Here is a 21413-nt window from a genome sequence, read left to right as displayed (position 1 = left end):
GACGTTGAAGCGCGACAAACCGGCCAGCGTCATCGGCACGTCGACCACCTCGACGAGGGGGTCGGCGTCGGTGCCGCCCTCGAGCACGCTCACCCAGCCGTCGATCACGGTCGTGGCACGGCCGCCGTCCGCGAGCACCTCGCGCAGGGCCGGTGAGTCGGGGTCGCGCGAGAACACCCAGGGTCTGGCGCGGATCGCCGTCCGCGTCGCCAGCACGCGCGGGTCGTCGGCGTTGAGCACCGCCCAGCCGTCACGGCGGGTGATCCGCGGGACGACCGACTTCACCTCGGCGAGCTGGTCGACGGTGTCGATGCCGTGCATGCCGAGGTGGTCTGCGGAGACGTTGGTGACCACCGAGACGTCGTTGCGGGTCAGGCCGATGCCCTTGAGCAGGATCCCGCCGCGCGCGGTCTCGGTGACCGCCAGCTCCACCTCCGGGTGGGCCAGCACGCGGCCGGCGCCCGAGGGGCCCGAGTAGTCCCCCGCCTCGACCAGGACGCCGTCGATGTAGATGCCGTCGGTGTTGGACCAGCCGACGAGCTTGCCGGCGGTGCGGGCGATGTGCGCGATCATCCGCGACGTCGTGGTCTTGCCGTTGGTGCCGGTGACCGCGACCACCGGCACCTTCGGCGTGATCGTGTGCGGCGCCACGCCGGGCTCGGCCGCTGCGACCCGCGCGGCGGCCGCGTCGACCACCGCGTCGATCTCGCCGCCCGGCACCGCGTCGAGCACCTCGGCGATCGCCGTACCCATCACCTGCGCGCGGGTGCGGTGCCGCCAGGGGAAGGCGACGACGATCCGGTGGGGGTCGCTGGTGGGCCGCACGCGGACGGCGAGCCGGGTCGCGCCCGACTCCGAGGCGACCGCACGCACCAGCCGGCCGACCGCGCGCAGCGCGAACCGCTGCCGGAAACCCGAGTCCGGCGGCCCGGGCCGGGCGTTCTTGAGCCCGATCCGCTGGGCGAACCTCCGCGCGGTCTCCTCGGGGACCGCCGCCAGCCCCGCGATGTCCAGAGTCAGCTTGATCGCGGCACGGGGGAAGTAGAGGTTCGGTCCCTCGAGGACCCGGAGCTCGACCAGCGAGCCGGGTGCGTCAGTCACGCCGCGGACGTTACCCACTCCGCTGCGAGGCCGGCGAGCGGAGTGAGCCTTGGAGGTAGACGACTAGGCGCCCATCGCGTGGAAGCCGCCGTCGACGTGCACGATCTCGCCGGTCGTGGCCGGGAAGAGGTCGGAGAGCAGCGCGCAGATCGCCTTGGCGGTCGGCTCGAGGTCGGTGTTGTCCCAGCCCAGCGGCGCGCGGGTCCCCCACATGTCCTCGAGGTCGCTGAAGCCCGGGATCGCCTTCGCAGCCAGCGACCGCAGCGGGCCGGCCGACACCAGGTTGACCCGGATCCCCTCCGGGCCGAGGTCGCGGGCCAGGTAGCGCGCGCACGACTCGAGCCCGGCCTTGGCCACCCCCATCCAGTCATAGGCCGGCCACGCGACGCTGGCGTCGAAGGTCAGCCCGACCACGGAGGAGCCGGAGGACATCAGCGGCCGGCAGGCCTGGGTCAGCGACATCATGGAGTAGGCCGAGACCTGGAGCGCCTGCGCGACGTCCGGCCACGGACCGCCCATGAACTTGCCGCCGAGGAGCGTCTCCGGGTTGCCGTAGGCGATCGAGTGCACGACCCCGTCCAGCCCGTCGACGTGCTCGCGGACCGCGTCGGCCAGCCCGGCCAGGTGGTCGTCGTCGGTGACGTCGAGCTCCAGCACCGGCGGCTCGCTGGGCAGCCGCTTGGCGATCCGCCGCGTGATGCCGAGCGCCCGGCCGAAGTTGGAGATCAGGACGGTGGCGCCCTGCTCCTGGGCGAACTTCGCCGCCGCGAACGCGATCGAGCTGTCCATCGTCACGCCGGTGACGAGGATCCGCCTGCCCTCGAGGATGCCGCTCATCTGATCAGTGCCCCATTCCCAGTCCGCCGTCCACCGGTATCACGGCGCCGGTGACGTACGCCGCCCCGTCGCCGGCCAGCCAGGTCACCGCGGCCGCCACCTCGTCGGGGGTGGCGTAGCGCTGCAGCGGGACCTGCGCCCTGATCGCCGCCTTCTGCTCGTCGGTCAGCACCCCGGTCATGTCGGTCTCGACGAAGCCGGGCGCGACGACGTTCGCAGTGATCGACCTCGAGCCGAGCTCGCGGGCGATGGAGCGCGCCATGCCGACCAGGCCGGCCTTGGAGGCGGCGTAGTTGACCTGGCCGGCGGAGCCGAGGAGCCCCACCACCGACGACACGAACACGATCCGGCCCCGGCGCAGCCGCAGCATCCCCTTGGCTGCGCGCTTGGCCAGCCGGTAGGAGCCGGTCAGGTTGGTCTCGATGACCTTGGACCAGTCCTCCTCCGACATCCGCAGCAGCAGCGTGTCCTGGGTGATGCCGGCGTTGGCCACCAGCACCTCGACGGGTCCGTGCGCCTCCTCGACCTGCGCGAAGGCCGCCTCCACCTGCTCGGCGTCGGTGATGTCGCAGCGCACGTCGAGGGTGCTGTCGGGTGCGCCGCCGTTGCGGGTGGTCACCGCGACCTTGTCTCCTTGCGCCACGAACGCCTCCGCGATCGCCCGCCCGATCCCGCGGTTGCCGCCGGTGACCAGCACGGACCGGCCGTTGGCCTCGCTCTGCTCGCTCACCCGGGCGACGCTATCGACTACCGGGGAGTACGCCGAAACAGGTGCCACCACCGACGCCGCTCCTCGGCGAGCGGGACGATGCCCGGCGCGCGGTCCGACGGCTGGCCGGCGTACATCGCGTCCCACCAGCGCACGCCCGCAGCGATGAAGTCGTCCAGGTCCATCCCGGTGCCGGTGCCGTCGACCACCGAGAGCTCGGCGAACCAGACCTTGCAGTCCAGGTGCGCCTCGCCCCGGATGTCCTGGAACAGCGTCAGCACGTGGCCACCCGGCCCGCCGAGGGGCAGGTCGAGGCTCAGTCGGCTCTGCCAGGACGGCCAGCGCCGGTCCTCGGCGTCGACGAACTCCCAGCCGTAGACCGGGGTTCCCCCGTGGCGGCGCAGCACGTCGCGAAGCCCGGCCAGGTCCAGCGGGACCACCGGCGCGTCGGGGTCATCCCAAAGGCCCTGCCGGTAGGACGCCACCAGGCGGGCGCACCGCGACATCCGCAGCGTCCGACGGGGGTCGGCCACCTCGTCGCCGTTCTCGTCGCGAGCCAGCACCGTGAGCAGCGCCGACACACTGTCGCCATCGACACTCAGGTCGTGCCACTCGGCCTCGTTGAGCGCGACGCCGAGGCCGTCGACCTGGTCAGGCGTCACTCATCGTCCTCCAGGCGGAAGCCGACCTTGAGTCCAACCTGGAAGTGCTCGACCTTGCCGTCCTTGATCTGGCCCCGCACCTCGGTCACCTCGAACCAGTCGCAGTGCCGCAGGGTCTTGGCGGCCCGCTCGACGCCGTTGTGGATGGCCCGCTCCAGCCCGTCCGGCGAGGTGCCGACGATCTCGGTGACGCGGTAGGTGCGGTTGGTCATTGCGAACTCCCTGGTCGTGGCCGGCGGTCGGGCCCTCGACTTTACCGACGCGACGTGGTGTCCGGGCGCGGCGTACAGTTGAATCCATGGCCCGGGACCGCAGCCGCGAGCCCGAGGCAGTGCGGATCACCTCGGCGGCGGCCAGCCGGAACGACGACATCGACGCGCGCCAGAGGCGCTACCTGTTCTCGATGGGGGTCCGCACGCTCTGCTTCGTGGGGGCGATCGTCGCGGCGTCGTTCGGTATCCACTGGCTGTGGCCGATCCTCATCGTCGGCGCGGTGGTGCTGCCCTACGTCGCGGTCGTGATGGCGAACGCCGCCACGACCAGGGACGACGGCGTCGCGCTGCTCGACCACAGCAACCAGCGGGAGCTCGGCACCGGCCCGCCGTCCCACTGAGCGAACTTTGCGGATTTCACGGTTTGATTCCCGGCGCGGACGTGGAACACTTCTAGAGCCGCGAGGGCTTGCCCGAGCGGTGTGGTGCCGGACAGCTCTCCCCGTGGTTGGCCGGCACCACTTTTCATGTCCGGACCTCTTCGCAACCCGATGACCGAAATCTGCTCAGCCAAGCGCTGCACCGCGCCCGCCGCGTGGGCTCTGCGCTGGAACAACCCCCGGTTGCACACCCCTGAGCGGCGCAAGGTCTGGCTCGCCTGCGAGGAGCACAAGGCGTCGCTGTCGGACTTCCTGGGCGCCCGCGGCTTCCTCAAGGAGGTCGTCGAGCACGTCCCGGGGGCCGACGAGAGCGTCTGAGGTCCAGACCAGCGACGGGAGGAGTCAGCCCCCGATCGCGGACATCGGCCGGTCCGGCTGCAGGAAGCTCGGGTCGTCGATCCCGTGACCGGGCTTCTTGGCGGCCATCGCGGCCAGCCACCGCTCGGCCAGCTCGGCGTCGCCGGCGCCGGCCCGCATCGGCGTGCGCAGGTCGGACTCCTCGCGGGCGAACAGGCAGTTGCGGACCTGCCCGTCGGCGGTGAGCCGGACCCGGTCGCAGGTCCCGCAGAAGGGTCGGGTCACCGAGGCGATGATCCCGACCGTGGCCGGGCCGCCGTCGACCAGGAACAGCTCCGCCGGTGCGCTGCCGCGTGGCTCGAGGGCCGGCACCAGCACGTGGTGCTCCTCCAGCGCGGCCATGATCTCGTCGGCAGTCACCATCTCGTCGCGTCGCCAGCCGTGCTGGGCGTCGAGCGGCATCTGCTCGATGAAGCGGAGCTCGTAGCCGCGCTCGAGGCACCAGTCCAGCAGCTCCGGCGCCTGGTCGTCGTTGACGCCGCGCAGCAGCACGGCGTTGACCTTCACCGGGCCGAGCCCCGCGGCCCGCGCCGCCTCGAGGCCGGTGACGACGTCGGCGAACCGGTCGCGCCTGGTGATCTCGTGGAAGGTGTCGGACCGGATGGTGTCGAGGCTGACGTTGACCCGGTCGAGGCCGGCGTCCTTGAGTGCCTGCGCGGTGCGGGCCAGGCCGAGCGCGTTGGTGGTCAGCGATGTCTCCGGGCGCGGCTCGAGCGCGGCCGTGCGGCGCACGATGTCGACCAGGCCGCGGCGTACGAGCGGTTCACCCCCGGTGAACCGCACCTCCCGGACGCCCAGCCGCTCGACGGCGACCCCGATCAGCCGGACCACCTCGTCGTCGGTGAGCTGTTGCTCCTGAGGGAGCCAGTCCAGCCCCTCCGGCGGCATGCAGTAGGTGCACCGCAGGTTGCAGCGGTCGGTCAAGCTGACTCGCAGGTCGGTGGCGACCCGGCCAAAGGCGTCCGTGAGCGGCTGCACACGAAGAAGTCTACGTTTCAACCGGTGGCGGCCCGCTGGGTAGCGTTGCGGGGTGCCGTCCTTCCGGTTCCTGCTGAGCCGGCGCTGGATCCTGTTCGCGCTGGTCGTGGTGGTGCTGGTGTATGCCACCTGGTGGCTCGGCGGCTGGCAGTTCCGGCGGCTGCACGACCGGAAGGCCGACAACCAGATCATCAGCACCAACGAGCACCGCCCCGTGGCCCCGGTGGGCGAGGTGCTCGCCCCGGGCCGGGACGCGTCCGCCCAGGACGAGTGGCGGCTGGTGAGCGCCACGGGGACCTACGACGCCTCGCAGACGGTGGTCATCCGCTACCGCACCCGGGACGGGGCGCAGGGCGTCGACGTCGTCGTACCGCTCGTCACCGCCGACGGCACCGCCCTGCTGGTCGACCGCGGCTGGGTGGAGACCGACCCCAGCGGGGCCAACCGCAGCGACATCCCCGACCCGCCCACGGGCGAGGTGGACGTGACGGGATACGTCCGGCAGAACGGCACCGGTGACAGCACCCGGGTCTCCGACCTCTCGGCCCGCTCGATCAGCAGCGAGGCGATCGGGCCGGCAATCGGGCACCCGGTCTACGGCGGTTTCGTCGCGCTGAAGTCCGAGGACCCCGCACCGGACACGATGCTGGCGCCCGTCGAGCTGCCCGAGCTCGACAACGGGCCGCACTTCTTCTACGGGCTGCAGTGGTGGTTCTTCGGGCTGCTGGCAATCTTCGGCTTCTTCTACCTGGCCTACGACGAGTGGCGCAACGGCCCGCGCGGCGAGCGGCCGGTCCGCAACCAGCCGAGGCCGAAGTCGAGGGCCCGGCTCCAGGCCGAGGCCGCGAAGCGGCAGATCGAGGCCCAGAAGGCGGCCCAGAAATCGACTCAGAGCGCGCGCAACTCCACCGGCTCGCCGTAGCGGCCCACCGGCTCCGGCGGCGACCCGAGAAGCTTGTGTGCCGACTCATCCGCTTCTGTGCCGAGATCTCGGCACAGAAGCTCAGGGGTCACCGGATATCCGGTGACCCCGACGTTTCGCGTGGGTGCCAGCCCCATCGGTGGGTTTGCGGAGGGAAATCGGCACCTGGTGCCGGAGATCCTCGGCAAAGCCGGGTCCGGCGGTTTTGCACCGCATCTCGGCGTCCTGAGTGGCCAGTTTGCGGTGCAAATCGCAGAACACGCCCCGGGCGGCCGCGCATGCGGGGCGGAGCTTGCTCCGCCCTTGCGCGCCCCCCAGTACGCCGGCCGGGACCCGCGGTCAAGGACGCGCGAAGCGCGCCCCGAAGGGGTGCGAAGCATCCTTGACGGCGGGTTGCGGCGTGCTACGCGCGCGGCCGCCCACCCACGGATCCGTCACAATAGCCGGGCATCCGGTGACCAATCCCGACCGGATCAGAGCTGCATCACCACGGCCTTGGGCTCGGTGAAGAACTCGCGGCTGAAGGTGCCGCCCTCGCGGCCCACGCCCGAGTCGCCGACGCCGCCGAACGGCGCCCTCAGGTCGCGGATGAAGAAGCAGTTCACCCAGACCGTGCCGGCTCGCAGCGCCGCCGAGACCCGGTGGGCCCGCGAGAGGTTCTCGGTGAAGACCATCGCGTTCAGGCCGTACGGCGAGTCGTTGGCCAGCCGGACGCCCTCGTCCTCGGTGTCGAAGGGGTGCACAGTCACCACCGGTCCGAACACCTCCTCGCAGACCAGCCGCGAGTCCAGCGGCGCGTCGACGACGACGGTCGGCCGGACGAACCAGCCGTCGGCGGGTCCGCCGGTGAGCATCCGGCCGGTGCCGGCGGAGACGTCGTCGAGGTAGCCGGAGACCTTCTTCCAGTGCTCCTCGGAGGCGAGCGGGCCGAGCTCGGTGGCCGGGTCCTTGGGGTCGCCCATCCGCAAGGCCTCGGCCGCCGCGACGAAGCGGGACAGGAACTCCTCGTAGACCCCGCGCTGGACGAACAGCCGCGACCCGGCCAGGCAGACCTGGCCGGCGTTGCTGAAGATCGCCTTGACCGACCACGACACGGCGTTGTCGAGCTCGGCGTCGTCGAAGACCAGGTTGGCGCCCTTCCCGCCCAGCTCGAAGCTGACAGGGCACAGCCGAGCGGCCGCCGCCTGGCCGATGGCCCGGCCCGTGCCCGACTCCCCGGTGAAGGTGATCCGGTCGACCCCGCGGTGCTCGGTGAGCGCGGAGCCGGCCGAGTCGGGGCCGTAGCCGTGCACGACGTTGAGGACGCCGGGCGGGAGGCCCGCCTCGGTGGCGAGCCGGGCGAGCAGGGTCGCCGACTTCGGGGTGTCCTCGGCCGGCTTGAGCACCACGGTGTTGCCCCACGCCAGCGCCGGGGCGACCTTCCAGGACTCGAGCATCAGCGGGAAGTTCCACGGTGAGATCGCGGCCACGACACCCACGGGCTGGAAGACCGAGTAGGCGTGGTGGCCGGTGTCCATGGGGAACGTCTCGCCGGTGCTCAGCCGGGCGTGGTCGGCGAAGAACCGGAGGTTCTGGGCCGTCCTCGGCACGTCCTTGGTCCGGGCGTCGGTGACCGGCTTGCCCATGTCGACCGTGTCCGCCATGGCCAGCTCGTCGACGTGCTCCAGCACGAGGTCGGCGAGCCGGTGCAGCAGCGCGCCCCGCTCGGCGAGCCCCATCCGCGGCCACGGTCCCTCGTCGAACGCCCCGCGCGCCGCCGCTACCGCGCGGTCCACCTCGGTCTGGCCGCCGAGCGCGACCTCGGCGTACGCCGCCTGGGTGTAGGGGTCGACGGAGTCGAACCGGGCCCCGGACTCCGACTCGACGTCCTGGCCGTCGATGTGGTGGGTGATCAGCTCCATGTGCCAGTCCCCTCTCAGCGGGCGCCGACCGCGTGCAGGTCGCGCTCCTGGGCCAGTTGGAGCGCGATGTCGATCAGCATGTCCTCCTGGCCGCCGACGTAGCCGGCCTCGCCGGCGCGCTGGAGGATCTCGTGGGCCGCTACGCCGTAGCGCTCGGCGGCGTGCTCGGCGTGCAGCAGGAACGACGAGTAGACGCCGGCCCAGCCCTGGACGATCGCGGTCCGGTCGGCCTTCGGCCAGCGCGGCAGGAAGGGCCGGACGACCTCCTCGGCCGCGTCGAGCACGCCGCCGACGTCGACGCCGGTCTCGACGCCGAGGTGGTCGAAGGTCGCGGCCAGCACCTCGGTCGGTGAGTTGCCGGCCCCGGCCCCGAGCGCGCACAGCGACCCGTCGATCTGGCGGGCGCCGGACTCGAAGGCGAGCACCGAGTTGGCCACGCCCAGCGAGAGGTTCTGGTGGCCGTGGAAGCCGACCTGCGCCTCCCGGCCGACCTCTGCCACGAGGGCCCCGATCCGAGCCTCGGCCTCGGTCAGGACCAGCGCGCCGGCCGAGTCGACGGCGTAGACGCACTCGCAGCCCGCGTCGACCATGATCCGGCCCTGCCGGGCGAGCTCCTCGGGCGAGGTGCGGTGGCTCATCATCAGGAAGCCGACCGTCTCCATGCCGAGCGACCGGGCCAGCCCGAAGTGCTGGATCGAGACATCCGCTTCGGTGCAGTGGGTGGCGATCCGGGCCACCGAGGCGCCGGCCTCGCGGGCGTTGCGGAGGTCGTCCATGGTGCCGATGCCGGGGACCAGCAGGATCGCGATCCGCGCCTGGGTCGCCTCCTCGGCCGCGGCGCGGACCAGCGTGATGTCCTCGACCTTGGAGAAGCCGTAGTTGAACGACGAGCCGCCGATCCCATCGCCATGGCTCACCTCGATCACCTCGACGCCGGCACGGTCGAGGGCATGCACCGTGGCCCGCACCTGCGCCTCGGTGAACTCGTGGGACATCGCGTGGCTGCCGTCGCGCAGCGTGGTGTCGGTGATCCTGACGGGCCGCTCGGTGCCGGTCATGCCGAGACCTCCGCGAACCGGGTGGTGGCCACGAGCTCGCCGACCCGGGCCGCCGCCGCGGTCATGATGTCGAGGTTGCCGGCGTAGGTCGGCAGGTAGTCGCCGGCGCCGAGCACCTCGATGAAGACCGTGACCCGCCCGTTGCCGTCCCACTTCTCGCGCGGCGGGTCGTACTGCGGGTCGGCGCGCAGCGTGTAGCCGGGGACGTACTCCTGCACCTCCGCCACCCGGCGGTGCACCGACTCGGTGATCGCGTCCTGGTCGGCGTCCGCCGGGATCGCGCAGAAGATGGTGTCCCGCATGATCATCGGCGGCTCGACCGGGTTGAGCACGATGATCGCCTTCCCGCGCGGGGTGCCGCCGAGCTCGCGAACCGCCCGGCTGGTGGTGTGGGTGAACTCGTCGATGTTGGCCCGGGTCCCCGGCCCGGCCGACTTCGAGGCGACCGAGGCGACGATCTCGGCGTACGGCACTGGAACCACGGTGGAGACCGCGTGCACGATCGGGACGGTGGCCTGGGCGCCGCAGCTGATCATGTTGATGTTCGCGGAGTCGACGTGCTCCCGGAAGTTCACCGGCGGGCAGACCAGCGGCCCGACCGCGGCCGGGGTGAGGTCGACGGCGACGATGCCGGCCTCCTCGAGGCGCGCCGCCGCGGCCCGGTGCGCCTTGGCCGAGGTCGCGTCGAAGACGATCTGCGGCAGCTCTCCGCGCGAGAGCAGCCAGTCCAGCCCCCCGGCCGAGGCCTCGATCCCCAGCGACCGGGCCCGCTCCAGCCCGTCGGACTCGACCACGCCGACGACGTACTGCACGTCGATGACGTCACTGCGCTGCAGCTTCGCCAGCAGGTCGGTGCCGATGTTGCCGGGACCGATGATCGCGGCTCGTGCCTTCATGCGTCCCACCTCGGGATCTCGTCCTCCTGCGGGATGTTCACCTCGGTGACCCGGTTGCGGTAGCTCACCGTGGCGGTGCGCCCGCCGTGCTTGACCCGGACCACGACCTCCTCGGTGTTGACCGGCTCGCCGGGATCGTAGCCGTGCGCCCAGGTCGCGAACGCCCGGATCGGCCCGGAGTGCGTGGCCGCGATGATCCGCTGGCCCGGCGACTCGGCGATGAGCCGGTTGAACCCGGTCCAGAAGCGCCGCACGCACGCCTGCGGCGACTCGAAGTACATCAGCGGGACCGTGAGCCACAGCTGGATCGGGTCTGCGCCACCGAGCTGGGTCCGGTAGAACCGGTCGATCTCGACCAGCCACCGGGGCCGGTCCCCCACGGCCATCCGCTCGAGCTTCTCCATCTCGGCCTGGTACTTCCGGAACGACGCGGTGATGTCACGCACACCGTCCGGGCTCCAGACCTGGAAGTTCTTCAGCTCCTCGACGGGCTCTGGCTCGGTCACCTCGGCCTCGCGACCGTACTGCGCCAGCCCGTCGAGCAGGCCTCGGTGGATCTGCTCAGCGGTCTGGCGCGCCCGATTGGTGGGCGCGCAGACGATGCGCATCTGCGGCCACTCCCGCAGCGTCCGGGCCAGGGCCTGACCGCGCTGGTGGGCCTGCCAGGCCCCCATCGGGGTCAGCCCGGCGTCGGTGGAGTAGCCCTGGGTGATGCCGTGCCGGATGATCCGGATCTCGGTCGTGTAGGTGTCCCGGAGGGTGCGCTCCTCGGGGATGATCTCGTGGCTGCGGGTGACCGCGGCGTACTCCGGCGCGAACCGCTCGCCCTCGTACTCCAGCGGCACCGACCGCACCCGGGCCGGCGTCTCGTCCCGGCGGTCGCGGAACCGGCGGAGGTAGAGCGGGACGGACTGGTCCTCGACGGGTTCCTCGGGCGGCGCCGGGCGCGACCGACGCTCGGTGTAGCGGGCCAGGTAGAGCGGTGCGTCCGTCCGGTCGGTACGCCGGAACGTGTCGCCCCGGCTGGTGGTGCTCATCAGCTGTGCACCGTGAAGAACCGCTCGTTGACCTCGCGGGCGTAGTAGAACATCGCCCGGCCCATCTCCTCCTCGGTCCAGGTGATCGGCTCGAAGTCCGGGTCGACCCAGTAGCCACCCGTGAAGACCTCGTTGCGGTTGCCGACCGGGTCGAAGAAGTAGACGGTGTAGCCGCGGGTGACGCCGTGCCGCGTCGGCGCGACGTCGATGGTCACGCCGTTGAAGGCGAGCTGGTCGGCGGCCTCGCGGACCGCGTTCCAGTCGTCGAGCCAGAACGCGAAGTGGTGGAGCGCGCCGTTGGGGCCGGTCACGATGGCCAGGTCGTGCGGGGTGTGCGAGCGCTCGAGCCAGGTGGCGATCTGGTGGCCGTCGTTGGCGAGGATCTGTTCGGTGAGCCGGAAGTCCAAGACCTCGCGGAAGAAGCGCGTCGCCTCGTCGACGTCCTCGGCCATGATGAAGATGTGGTCGAGCCGCGGCGGCGCGATGCCGACCAGGTTGCCCGGCCGCGGCGGCGGGTTGAACAGAGGCAGCATGTTGCCGACCTTCTCCATCCCGAAGCCGAGCTCGACGGTGTGCCCCGAGGGCGCCTCGAACCGGATGGCCTCCCCCCAGCCCGGGCCGAGCTCGCCGGCGCCGTACCTCTTGACCGGGATGCCGTGGCCCTCGACCCGCTCTGTGTAGTGGTCGAGGTCGTCGAGCTCGGCCACCTTGAAGCTCATGTGGTCCAGGCCGTACGTCGGTGCCTGACGCAGCACCACCGAGTGGTGCTCGTGCTCGTCCCAGCACTTGAGGAAGACCCGGTTCTCCTCGTGCGCGGTCTCGACCAGGCCGAGCACCTCGGTGTAGTAGGCCGTGCACAGCTCGAGGTCGGGGACCCGGATCTGGACGTGCTGCAGTCGGAGGATGCGGTCACTCATCACGAACCCCTCAGGTGTGGAAGCGCAGGAACCGCTGCGCCACGACGTTCTCGTAGTAGAAGAGCCCACGGCCGAACTGGTCCTCGGTCCAGGTGATCTCCGGGAAGTCCGGGTCGGGGCTGTAGCCGCCGGTGAACACCTCGTTGCGGGTGCCCAGCGGGTCGAAGAAGTAGATGGTGTTGCCGCGGGTGACCCCGTGCCGGGTCGGGCCCTGGTCGATCTGCACGCCGTTGTAGGCGAGGATGTCGGCCGACTTGCGGACGTGGTCCCAGTCGTCGAGCCAGAACGCGAAGTGGTGCATCGCGCCGTTGGGGCCGTTGACGATCGCGACGTCGTGCGGCGAGTGCGAGCGCTCCATCCAGACCCCGAGCTGGTGGCCGTTGGCGTCGAGCACCTGCTCGGTCATCCGGAAGCCGAGCACCTCCTTGAAGAACGCGTGCGCCTCGCCGACCTCCTCGGCGTTGATCAGCAGGTGGTCGATCCGCGGCGGCGCGATGCCGGGCAGGTCGGGCGGCGGCACGGGTGAGGGGTTGAGCTTGCCCAGGATGTTGCCGACCTTCTCGAGCTCCCAGACCAGCTCCATGGTCTGCCCGGACGGGATCTCGAACCGGATCGACTCGCCCTGGCCGATCTCGTCGCCGCGGGAGATGCGCTCGACGTGACAGCCGGCCCGCTCCAGCCGCGACTCGAGCTCGGGGAGGTCGTCCTCCTTCTCGACGCGGAAGGAGAACAGGTCCATCCCGATCCGGGTGTCGGTCCGCAGCCGCAGCGAGTGGTGGTTCTCCTCGTCCCAGCACTTGAGGTAGACCGCGTCGTCGGTCCGCGCCGAGACCTGGAGCCCCATCACCTCGGTGTAGTACGCCGTGGACAGCTCCAGATCGGGCGTCCGGACGTCGACGTGGGCGAGTCGTAGCACTCCCATTTCCTGCCTCCTTGACTCCCGAACCTAGGGACGGTTAGCGTTCCGTGTAAAGGAAGGGTGTTCCATATGACGGAACAACAAGCCCAGCGACAGCCACCCGGGCCTGAGGCGATGCGCGCGGCCGTCGCCGGCTACGTCCAGGAGATCCACCGCGCCTACGTCGACCAGGCCGCGACCTTCTCCCCCGGCGTGCGTGGCCGGATGCCGCTGATGGCCGCCTCCCGGATCACCGTCGCGGCCGCGGCGGCGCGGAACCTGCACCTCCTTGCGACCACCGAGCCGCTCGGCCCGCTGCGCGGGCAGGAGGTCGCGACCGAGTCCGAGTACGGCGGCGTCTCCTGGCAGCTCCGCTTCTTCGACCCCGTGGTGCTGCCCGACCTCGGGCTGCTCGAGGAGCGCGACGCACCGGCGTTCGAGGAGGTCAAGCGGGCGCTCGGCGTCGGCACCGTCCTCTACCACGTCGTGGCGCAGCCGGGCGCCGGGCTCTCGGCCCACCAGGCGACCCACGTCGGCACCGGGCTGGCCAACGGTCACTCGGCCGCGGCCCGGGACTTCGAGACGATCCGCTCGCGGGTCCGGGGCCGGGAGTCGCTGGTCGACGAGCTCGCCGGCGCCGCGGTCGCCGGGCTGCCGCACGCCCAGGCGCTGCTGGCCCGCCAGATCTCGCCCTACGACGAGGGCGTGCGGGCCGCCTGCGAGGCGGACAGCCCCGACCCCGAGGCGATCCGCAGGGCGCTCGTCGCCGCCGTCGGCGGCCGCCGCCAGTGGATGCCGGCAGGGTCCGGTCATGAGTGACGCGGGCCTCTCCTCGGTCGGCAACGCGGCCCGGCTGCTCAAGGCGTTCCTCTCCCGTGAGAAGGAGATCGGCGTCTCCGAGCTCGCCCGCCGCCTCGGCCTCGGCAAGAGCACGGTGCACCGGCTGCTGACCACCCTGCTCCAGGAGGGGCTGGTCGAGAAGACCGCGGGCGGGGGCTACCGGCTCGGGCTCACCATGTTCGAGCTCGGCCAGGTGGTGCAGTCGCACATGGATCTGCACGGCGCCGTCGGCCCCGTGCTGGCCTCCCTCCGGGAGGAGACCCACGAGGGGTGCCAGGTCGGGGTCCTCGACGGCCACGAGGTCGTCTACATCGACCGGCTGGAGAGCTCGCAGACGCTGCGCCTGTTCAACGAGACGGGCCGGCGGGTCCCGGTGCACACGACGTCGTCCGGCAAGGTCCTGCTGACGCACCTTCCCGACGACGAGCTGGAGCGGGTGCTGGCGGCGGCCGCGCCGCTGGCCCAGATGACGCCGCGGTCGATCACCGACCCCGCCGAGCTGCGCGCGGAGCTGGCCCGAGTCCGGGCCCGCGGCTGGGCCGAGGCGGTCGAGGAGCGCGAGGTCGGCGTGGCCTCGATCGCGGCGCCGGTCCGCGACGCCACCGGGCACGTGGTCGCGGCGATCAGCATCGGCGCGCCCGCGGCGAGAATGGGCGCCCAGCAGCGCCGCCGGCTGGCCGAGGTCGTGGTGGAGGCCGGAGAGGCCGCCTCGCGACGGCTCGGCTGGTCCCCCGAGACCCGACACCTGCGAGAGGGCTAGCCGCCATGCCGATCACCGACGCGCCGGGGAAGGCGCGAGCGCTCTACGACGCCCGCCGGGACCGGGTGCAGATCAAGCCGTTCACCGACGACGACCCGACGCTCGGCATGGCCGACGGGTACGCCGTCCAGAAGGAGCTCGTCGAGCTGATCCTGGCCGACGGCGACACGATCGTCGGCTACAAGGTCGGGCTCACCTCCAAGCCGATGCAGAAGATGATCGGCGTGGACTCCCCCGACTTCGCGCCGATCCTCGGGTCCACCGTCCACGTCGACGGCGGCACGGTCTCGCTGTCCACGCTGATCCAGCCCAAGATCGAGGCCGAGGTGGTCGCGGTGCTGGGCTCCCGGCTGCAGGGGCCTGGAGTTTTGGTGAGCGACGCCGCGCGGGCGGTCGCGGGGGTGAGCGCCTCGGTCGAGATCGTCGACTCGCGGTTCGAGGACTGGCGGATCAAGCTCGCCGACACCGTCGCCGACCTGGCTTCCAACGGCGCCTTCGCCGTGTCGTCGCGGATCGTGCCGCTCTCCGAGGTCGACACCCGGCTGGTCGGGATGGTGCTGACCCGCAACGGCGAGCTGGTCGATACCGGCGCCGGCGCCGCCGCGCTCGGCGACCCGCTGGCCGTGGTCGCCTGGCTGGCCAACGTGCTCGGCGAGCGCGGCATCGCGCTCGAGCCTGGCCACCTGGTGATGACCGGCGCACTGCACGCCGCCGTACCCATGGCCGCCGGTGACGTGTTCCGGGCCGACTTCGACCGGCTCGGCCCGGTCACGCTGAGGGTGGTGGCGTGATGGACGTCCAGGAGCTCGCCGACCGGCTCACCAAGGCCCGCACGTCGATCACTGCGATCCCCCAGCTGAGCGACGATCACCCCGGCCTCGACCTCGAGACGGGCTACGCCGTCCAGCGGCTCCTGCGCGAGGGCCGCGGGCCGCTGGTCGGGTGGAAGCTCGGCGTCACGAGCCGCGCCAAGCAGCAGCAGGTCGGGGTCGACTCGCCCATCTACGGCTTCCTGGCCGGCGACCACGTGCTCGACCCGGGTGAGCCGCTGGTCACCGGCGAGCACATCGCCCCGCGCTGCGAGCCCGAGATCGTCTTCGTGATGGGCCGCGACCTCGCCGGCACCCGCGTCAGCGCCACCGACGTCCTGGCCGCGACGGCCGGCGTCGCCGTCGGGATCGAGGTGCTCGACTCCCGCTACACCGACTACCGGTTCACGATGCCGGACGTCGTCGCCGACAACGCCTCGGCCGGCCGCTACGTCGTGGGCACACCCGTCCCTCCCGGCGGCATCGACCTGCGGCTGGTGGGCGTGGTCCTGGAGCACAACGGCGAGGTCGTCGCGACCGCGTCGGGTGCCGCGTCGCTCGGCCACCCCGCCTCGGCCGTGGCCTGGCTGGCCCGCTCGCTGGCCGGGTCCGGCGAGGGGCTCCGCGCGGGCGACATCGTCCTGTCCGGTGGCCTGACCGCCGCCGTCCAGGTGTCTGCTGGTGACGTCGTGGTCGCGACCGCGGACCGGCTCGGCTCGGTGGAGCTCGCGTGCCGGTGATCCAGGTGCCGGTCGGCGAGCCCGGGGGGCGGGAGCGCTGGACGGTCACGCACGAGGGCCGTTCCTACCTCGTCCTCGACCTCGGCGACCGGCTGGTCGTCACCGATGCGCTCTGCCCCCACAAGCAGACCCCGCTCCTCGACGGGCTGCTGCGCGACGGCTGCCTGGTCTGCCCCGGGCACTGGTACGCCTTCGACCTCGTGACCGGTGCCTGCCGCACCGCGGCCGAGACCGCGCTGCGGCTGCACCCGGTCGTCGAGGACGACGGCACGCTGTACGCCGAGATCACCGTCGAGCCACAGCTCTCCTGGTCCGAGCGGCTCAGGGCGCACGCCCGGGGCGCCCCGTAGCCCTCACTCCGCGTGCTTGCCGGCGACCCAGCCTCGGTCTCCGAGCAGCTCCTCGGCGCGACCCGCCGGAACCTCCTCCAACGGGGTGGCCATCGAGTCGTTCCAGCGGTTGAAGACGCCGAACATGCAGACCACGCCGAGCAGCTCCACTATCTCGGTCTCGCTCCAGTGCGCGGCGAGCACCGCGTAGGACTCATCGGTGACCGCGTTGGGGACCGAGGCCGCCTCCATCGCGAAGTCCAGCGCGGCCCGCTCGGCCTCGGTGAACAGCGGGCTGGTGGCGTAGTCGTAGATCGCCGCCATCTTCTCGTCCGACACGCCGTGCCGGGTGGCGCTGACCGTGGTGTGCGCCTTGCAGTACTGGCAGCCGGACGCGGTGCTGGCCACGTGCGCCACGAGCCGCTTGAGGCCGAGATCGACCTCGCCATCCGGGGCGAAGACCGCACGGTTCAGCGCGATGACGGCCTTGGCGATCGCCGGCACGCGCTGCATCGTCAGCAGGCTGTTCGGCACGAATCCGAGGGTCCTGGTGAAGTGTCCGAGCGCCTCGGCGAGCTCGGGGTCAGCGCAGTCCTCGACCGGGACCGGGTGCATGCGTGCCACGCGGACAGGGTCCAGGCGCCACGCTGTCCCGCGCACCGGACGTCCCGGTGCGCGGGACAGGGACGCCGTCGCTCAGGCCGGCAGACCGGTCTGGAACGGACGGAGCTCGACCTTGCCGCGGCACGCCTTCGAGGCCTCGGCGGCCAGCCGGAGAGCGACGTCGCGGTCCGGCACGTCGATGATCCAGAAGCCGCCGATGAACTCCTTCGCCTCCGGGTAGGGGCCGTCGGTGACCACCGGCTTCTCGCCCTGCCCGTCGACCACCGCCGCCTGCGCAGCCGGCTCGAGGCCGTCGGCGAAGACCCAGTAGCCCTCCGCCTGCAGCTTGTCGTTGAAGGCGCCGGTCTCGGCCATCGACTCCTGCATCTCCTCCTGCGAGGCGTAGCCGTAGAACTCGCTGTCGTACTCCGCGGGGCCGTAGACGGCCATCAGGTACCTGGTCATGGACTCATCCTCTTCGATCGGTCGTGGGCAGCCCCACCGGCCGCCCCTCGCCGTGGCCACGAACAGCGCGGCCGCGATCCGACATTCCGTCTGGCGGCCTTTCTCCGACGATGACGTATCCGACACCGCCGCCGCGGCTCCGCCATGTCACAGGGGCCGCCCATGCCGTCAGCCGCGGGACCGGCCCGTGGACAAGTCGATCGAAGCGAGGCAGCCATGGCCAGTTCGGGCAACAGCACCGCGGGCTTCCGCGTGCTCACGGCCAACATCCAGTCGTTCCCCGAGAGCGCGCTGACGCTCTCCCAGGCCGAGGAGGACCTGAGACGCAACGCCGACGTGGCCGACATCGTCCTGCTGCAGGAGATCGCCAAGCGCTACCAGGGCCTGGTGAAGCGCGCCTTCCCCGCGGCCGAGTGGGAGGTCTTCTTCGGCGCCGACGACAACAGCGAGCCGATCGCGTTCCGCCGCAGCATGTTCCGGAAGCTGGAGGGACGCGCGATCCTGCTCCACCCGGCGCGCGCGGGGCTCCACTTCCGTCGCCACACGACCTACCTGCACCTCATGGCGCAGCCGAGCGGCCTCGAGTTCCACGTCACCAACCTGCACATGGTCGCCGGCGCGTTCGCCAAGCCCCCGCGTCCGAGACGCGCCGAACGCGTGAAGGAGTGGAACGACGGCATCGCCAAGCACCTCACCTTCATCGATTCGCTGGTCGAGAAGGGCGACCCGGTGCTCGGTGGCGGCGACTACAACCGCCAGCTGAAGCGGCACCCGTCGCTGGGCGGCTCCATCGACGGCGAGCTCGTCAAGTACGCCGTGGACCAGTCGGCGATCGACCTGCTGTGGTTCATCGACGGCGACCGGCACCGCTGGAGCCTTCGCTCGCGCAAGGTCTTCGCGGGCCGGGAGGGCAAGCGGCCGCAGCGCAACAGCGACCACGCCGCTCGGCTCGCGACCGTGGTGCTCAGCAAGAGCAACGTCCCCGGGATCCCGTTCCTCACACCGGGCAAGCCGGCCGTCGGCTCCCACAACGGCACGTCAGGAGGCAAGAAGGTGAAGGCCAAGAACAAGCCCCCCACATCCCCCGAGCCGGGCGGGACAACGCCCGACCAGCCGAGGACGAAGTGGCCGAAGCCGTTCGAGAAGACGACCTTCGGCGACATCGGTCCGAAGGTCGTCGACTGGAAGACACGCGCTGCCCTCGAGGAGGCCGAACGATTGCTGGGCTACCGGTTGACGATCGTCAAGGGCTCCTACAACACGACCGACGACGCGTCCAAAGGCACGCACGACAAGGGTGGCGTGGTCGACCTCCGGCCGTTCGACCACGAGCGCAAGGTCCAGGTGCTGCGGTCGATCGGGTTCGCCGCCTGGCGCCGGCTTCCGTCCGAAGGTCCATGGAAGGAGCACATCCACGCGGTGCTCATCGACCACGGCAACCTGTCCGCCGCGGCCAAGACGCAGGTCGCGGCTTACCGAAAGGGCCGCAACGGCCTGAAGAACAACGCGGTCGATCGCACGCCGCGGCCCCACCCCATCCCGGTGTTCACCTACCCGCCGAAGCGCGAGCAGCAGCCCGACCCTGCCGAGGGCCACGCCAACGGCCACGCCAACGGCCACGTCGGCGCGGGTCACCAAGCCGGCAGCCAGCCGAGGCCGCTAGCGTCGAGTGCGCCGTACCCGCCGCACCGCATGCTCGACGGCGTCGACACCAGCCACCACCAGTCCGGCAGGATCGACCTGCGCAAGGCTCAGCACGCAGGCCTGCGGTGGTGGTACGTCAAGGCCACGGACGGCGAGACCACCGTCGACGAGACCTACCGCAAGCGCATCAAGGAGGCGCGGAACGCCGGCGTGCCCGTCGGCTCCTACCACTTCGCCCGCCCGGACGGCGGGGACGCGGTGAAGGAGGCGCAGCACTTCCTCGAGACCGCCCGGATCCAGCTCGGTGACATGCTCCCGATGCTGGACCTGGAGGGCCGCGCCGTGCTCTCGCGCGAGCAGCTCACCCGGTGGGTGGGTGTCTGGGTGACGACGGTGCGCAGGGACCTCGCGAAACGCGGACTGATGGCGACGCCGGTCATCTACACGCCCTTCGACCTCGACGACGCGTTCGGCTGCAAGCTCTGGGTCGCTCGTTACAGCGACGACTTCCGCGAGCCGCGGATCCCGGAGCCCTGGACCCGCGCGGCCATCTGGCAGCACTCCAACGGGAAGGTGGGACCGATCCGCAACGTCCCAGGTTTCGGCCCCGTCGACGTCAACGCGATGCACCCCGACCTGCCGCTGTCGGCCCTCCGCGTGCGGCGTCCCCGCGGAGGGGACGACCTCGACCGGATCCGTCGCGACCTGCAGGCGGCCATGAAGCGTCTGGACGACGCGCTCGACCGACTCCCCGAGAGGAGCACACGATGAACAGCCTGTCCGTGATCGCCGGCATGCTCCAGCGGCTGCCCACCACCGTGCGGCGAGCTCTGTACAGCTTCGTCTCGCTCGCCGGCCTCGTGCTCGCGGTGGCCCAGCTGCTCGGCTGGGACGACCTCGGACCGATCAGCGTCGCGCGGGCACTCCAGGCATACGCCCTGGTGTCGCCCGCGGTCGGCGTGGTGGCCGTTGCGAACGTGACCCCAGCCCCACCGGACGTCGAGGACTTCGACCAGGACCTCGACCAGGACTTCGACCAGGAGCTCGACGACGACGTCGACCTCTCGTCGTTCGTCCCGGCCGCTCAGGACGACTTCTCCGCCTAGCGAGGCTCAGAGCCCGAGCACCAGCCGCTTCCCGCACGCCCGGGAGACACACACCATCATGCAGTTGTTGGCGGCCTTCTCCGGCTCGCTGAGCACGTAGTCGCGGTGGTCCACCTCGCCCTCGACCACCTTGACCTCGCAGGTGCCGCAGATGCCCTCGCGGCAGTCGCTGAGCACGTCGACGCCCTCGTCGAGCAAGACGTCGAGGACCGACCGGTCGGGCGGGACCGAGACGGTGCGGCCGGACTCGGCGAGCACCACGTCGAGCGAGTGCTCCGCGGCGGGGTCGCGCTCCACCACCGGCGCCGAGAACCGCTCCAGGTGCAGCGCACCGGCCGGCCAGGCCGCCATCCGCTCCTCCACGGCGCCGAGCAGCGCCTCGGGGCCGCAGCAGTAGACCAGCGTGGCCGGTCGGGGCGAGCCGAGCAGCCCGTCGAGGTCGAGCAGGCCGTGGGTGTCCTGCGGCCACAGCGTGACCCGGTCGCCGTACCGCGCCAGCTCGTCGGTGAACGCCATCGACGCGGCGGTGCGGCCGCCGTACACCAGGGTCCACTCGGCGCCCGCCGCCGTGGCCGCCGCGAGCATCGGCAGGATCGGGGTGATGCCGATGCCGCCGGCGACGAACACGTACGCCGCGGCGGGCTCGAGCCGGAAGTGGTTCCGGGGGCCGGCGAACTCCACCGTCTGGCCGGGCCGCAGCGTGTCGTGGACGTAGGCCGAACCGCCTTGTCCGGCCGGCTCGCGCAGGACGCCGAGCCGGTAGCGGCGCCGGTCGTGCGGGTCCCCCGACAGCGAGTACTGCCGGGACAGGCCGCTGGGGAGCACCAGGTCGAGGTGGGAGCCGGGCTCCCACGACGGCAGGTCGCGGCCCTCCGGGTCCACCAGCTCCAGGGACACCACGCCGGCGGACTCGTGGGTCATCGAGTGAACGAGCAGGGGCATGCCCGCGATGGTCGCCACCGCGTGCTTCCTTGCAGAACGCCGTCCCGCGGACCAGAACGGGGAGGTCCCGCCCTGCGGAACGGTCTCCCTTGTCCGAACCCACCGGCGAGGGGACGCTGTGCGGCATGGCCCCGACCGCGCGCGCCCTCATCCTCGACCTGGGCGGGGTCGTGCTCCGCAACGGCCGCGAGCTCGTGCGGGGCAGCGTCGTCGAGGAACGGCCCGCGCTCGCAGCGTACGTCCGGGAGAC

General features: G+C 71.6%; 25 protein-coding genes. 10 read left to right on the top strand and 15 right to left on the bottom strand.

Annotation, left to right across the window (positions count from 1 at the left end; translation table 11 throughout):
- From VFV89_RS16735 to VFV89_RS16715, 5 genes are all read right to left on the bottom strand, one after another.
- Window positions 1-1101, bottom strand: a 1101-nt coding sequence (locus VFV89_RS16735) for a Mur ligase family protein (protein ID WP_329707092.1), incomplete at its 3' end; no start/stop codon positions are given.
- 63 nt (window positions 1102-1164) lie between these two features.
- The gene (fabI, locus tag VFV89_RS16730) at window positions 1165-1938 is read right to left on the bottom strand and encodes an enoyl-ACP reductase FabI (protein WP_329707091.1); all 774 of its coding nucleotides are present in this window, start codon (window positions 1936-1938) and stop codon (window positions 1165-1167) included.
- Between the two features lie 4 nt (window positions 1939-1942).
- Window positions 1943-2668: a beta-ketoacyl-ACP reductase gene (locus tag VFV89_RS16725; RefSeq protein WP_329707090.1), complete on the bottom strand. Its 726-nt coding sequence runs from the start codon at window positions 2666-2668 to the stop codon at window positions 1943-1945.
- Window positions 2669-2685: 17 nt separating this feature from the next.
- Window positions 2686-3309, bottom strand: coding sequence for a hypothetical protein (locus VFV89_RS16720; RefSeq protein ID WP_329707089.1), 624 nt, complete (start codon window positions 3307-3309; stop codon window positions 2686-2688).
- The gene (locus tag VFV89_RS16715) at window positions 3306-3521 is read right to left on the bottom strand and encodes a dodecin (protein WP_329707088.1); all 216 of its coding nucleotides are present in this window, start codon (window positions 3519-3521) and stop codon (window positions 3306-3308) included. The genes VFV89_RS16720 and VFV89_RS16715 overlap by 4 nt, the downstream gene beginning before the upstream one ends.
- Window positions 3522-3607: 86 nt before the next feature.
- On the opposite strand from VFV89_RS16715, the gene VFV89_RS16710 reads away from it, so the two are divergent.
- Together VFV89_RS16710 and VFV89_RS16705 are read left to right on the top strand one after the other, a co-directional pair.
- On the top strand, window positions 3608-3922 hold the full coding sequence (locus VFV89_RS16710) for a DUF3099 domain-containing protein (RefSeq protein WP_329707087.1): 315 nt from the start codon (window positions 3608-3610) through the stop codon (window positions 3920-3922).
- Between the two features lie 222 nt (window positions 3923-4144).
- Window positions 4145-4279 (top strand): hypothetical protein, encoded by a 135-nt coding sequence (locus VFV89_RS16705; protein WP_329707086.1) that lies wholly within the window; start codon window positions 4145-4147, stop codon window positions 4277-4279.
- 24 nt (window positions 4280-4303) lie between these two features.
- Here the strand turns inward: VFV89_RS16705 and moaA are convergent, their stop codons facing one another.
- Complete coding sequence (gene moaA / locus VFV89_RS16700) at window positions 4304-5296, bottom strand: GTP 3',8-cyclase MoaA (RefSeq protein ID WP_329707085.1); 993 nt, start codon at window positions 5294-5296, stop codon at window positions 4304-4306.
- A gap of 52 nt (window positions 5297-5348) precedes the next feature.
- Between moaA and VFV89_RS16695 the strand changes: the two genes are divergently transcribed.
- On the top strand, window positions 5349-6218 hold the full coding sequence (locus VFV89_RS16695; RefSeq protein ID WP_329707084.1) for an SURF1 family protein: 870 nt from the start codon (window positions 5349-5351) through the stop codon (window positions 6216-6218).
- A 473-nt stretch (window positions 6219-6691) separates the two neighbouring features.
- Here the strand turns inward: VFV89_RS16695 and VFV89_RS16690 are convergent, their stop codons facing one another.
- The 6 genes from VFV89_RS16690 to VFV89_RS16665 are packed head-to-tail and all read right to left on the bottom strand — an operon-like array spanning window position 6692 to window position 12949.
- Window positions 6692-8119: an aldehyde dehydrogenase gene (locus tag VFV89_RS16690; RefSeq protein WP_329707083.1), complete on the bottom strand. Its 1428-nt coding sequence runs from the start codon at window positions 8117-8119 to the stop codon at window positions 6692-6694.
- A gap of 14 nt (window positions 8120-8133) precedes the next feature.
- Window positions 8134-9177 (bottom strand): 4-hydroxy-2-oxovalerate aldolase, encoded by a 1044-nt coding sequence (gene dmpG / locus VFV89_RS16685; RefSeq protein WP_329707082.1) that lies wholly within the window; start codon window positions 9175-9177, stop codon window positions 8134-8136.
- Window positions 9174-10073: an acetaldehyde dehydrogenase (acetylating) gene (locus tag VFV89_RS16680; RefSeq protein ID WP_329707081.1), complete on the bottom strand. Its 900-nt coding sequence runs from the start codon at window positions 10071-10073 to the stop codon at window positions 9174-9176. Before VFV89_RS16680 ends, dmpG begins: the two co-directional genes overlap by 4 nt.
- Complete coding sequence (locus VFV89_RS16675; protein WP_329707080.1) at window positions 10070-11110, bottom strand: histidine phosphatase family protein; 1041 nt, start codon at window positions 11108-11110, stop codon at window positions 10070-10072. Before VFV89_RS16675 ends, VFV89_RS16680 begins: the two co-directional genes overlap by 4 nt.
- Window positions 11110-12027: a catechol 2,3-dioxygenase gene (locus tag VFV89_RS16670; RefSeq protein ID WP_329707079.1), complete on the bottom strand. Its 918-nt coding sequence runs from the start codon at window positions 12025-12027 to the stop codon at window positions 11110-11112. The genes VFV89_RS16675 and VFV89_RS16670 overlap by 1 nt, the downstream gene beginning before the upstream one ends.
- Window positions 12028-12037: 10 nt before the next feature.
- Window positions 12038-12949 carry a catechol 2,3-dioxygenase gene (locus VFV89_RS16665; RefSeq protein ID WP_329707078.1) on the bottom strand — a complete coding sequence of 304 codons (912 nt, stop codon included), beginning with the start codon at window positions 12947-12949 and terminating at the stop codon, window positions 12038-12040.
- Window positions 12950-13015: 66 nt separating this feature from the next.
- Between VFV89_RS16665 and VFV89_RS16660 the strand changes: the two genes are divergently transcribed.
- From VFV89_RS16660 to VFV89_RS16640, 5 genes are read left to right on the top strand one after another with little or no spacing between them, the layout of a single operon-like run.
- Window positions 13016-13744: a hypothetical protein gene (locus tag VFV89_RS16660; protein ID WP_329707077.1), complete on the top strand. Its 729-nt coding sequence runs from the start codon at window positions 13016-13018 to the stop codon at window positions 13742-13744.
- Window positions 13737-14525, top strand: a complete 789-nt coding sequence (locus VFV89_RS16655) for an IclR family transcriptional regulator (RefSeq protein WP_329707076.1) — start codon at window positions 13737-13739, stop codon at window positions 14523-14525. Before VFV89_RS16660 ends, VFV89_RS16655 begins: the two co-directional genes overlap by 8 nt.
- A gap of 5 nt (window positions 14526-14530) precedes the next feature.
- Complete coding sequence (locus VFV89_RS16650; RefSeq protein ID WP_329707075.1) at window positions 14531-15316, top strand: 2-keto-4-pentenoate hydratase; 786 nt, start codon at window positions 14531-14533, stop codon at window positions 15314-15316.
- Entirely contained in the window at window positions 15316-16074 is a 759-nt protein-coding gene (locus tag VFV89_RS16645; RefSeq protein WP_329707094.1) for a 2-keto-4-pentenoate hydratase, read from the top strand. The genes VFV89_RS16650 and VFV89_RS16645 overlap by 1 nt, the downstream gene beginning before the upstream one ends.
- A complete protein-coding gene (locus VFV89_RS16640; RefSeq protein ID WP_329707074.1) occupies window positions 16065-16424 on the top strand; it encodes a Rieske (2Fe-2S) protein in 360 nt (119 codons plus the stop codon). Before VFV89_RS16645 ends, VFV89_RS16640 begins: the two co-directional genes overlap by 10 nt.
- A 3-nt stretch (window positions 16425-16427) precedes the next feature.
- On the opposite strand, the gene VFV89_RS16635 is transcribed toward VFV89_RS16640, so the two are convergent.
- Window positions 16428-17018 (bottom strand): carboxymuconolactone decarboxylase family protein, encoded by a 591-nt coding sequence (locus tag VFV89_RS16635; protein WP_329707093.1) that lies wholly within the window; start codon window positions 17016-17018, stop codon window positions 16428-16430.
- Window positions 17019-17099: 81 nt separating this feature from the next.
- Window positions 17100-17471 carry a YciI family protein gene (locus VFV89_RS16630; RefSeq protein ID WP_329707073.1) on the bottom strand — a complete coding sequence of 124 codons (372 nt, stop codon included), beginning with the start codon at window positions 17469-17471 and terminating at the stop codon, window positions 17100-17102.
- A 216-nt stretch (window positions 17472-17687) separates the two neighbouring features.
- On the opposite strand from VFV89_RS16630, the gene VFV89_RS16625 reads away from it, so the two are divergent.
- Complete coding sequence (locus VFV89_RS16625) at window positions 17688-19886, top strand: glycoside hydrolase family 25 protein (protein ID WP_329707072.1); 2199 nt, start codon at window positions 17688-17690, stop codon at window positions 19884-19886.
- Complete coding sequence (locus tag VFV89_RS16620; RefSeq protein WP_329707071.1) at window positions 19883-20221, top strand: hypothetical protein; 339 nt, start codon at window positions 19883-19885, stop codon at window positions 20219-20221. The genes VFV89_RS16625 and VFV89_RS16620 overlap by 4 nt, the downstream gene beginning before the upstream one ends.
- 6 nt (window positions 20222-20227) lie before the next feature.
- Here the strand turns inward: VFV89_RS16620 and VFV89_RS16615 are convergent, their stop codons facing one another.
- Complete coding sequence (locus VFV89_RS16615) at window positions 20228-21163, bottom strand: PDR/VanB family oxidoreductase (protein WP_329707070.1); 936 nt, start codon at window positions 21161-21163, stop codon at window positions 20228-20230.
- Window positions 21164-21413 lie beyond the last annotated feature (250 nt).

This window comes from Nocardioides sp. (assembly GCF_036274455.1).
Classification (GTDB): Bacteria; Actinomycetota; Actinomycetes; order Propionibacteriales; family Nocardioidaceae; genus Nocardioides.
This window is presented reverse-complemented; position numbering and strand designations above follow the sequence as displayed.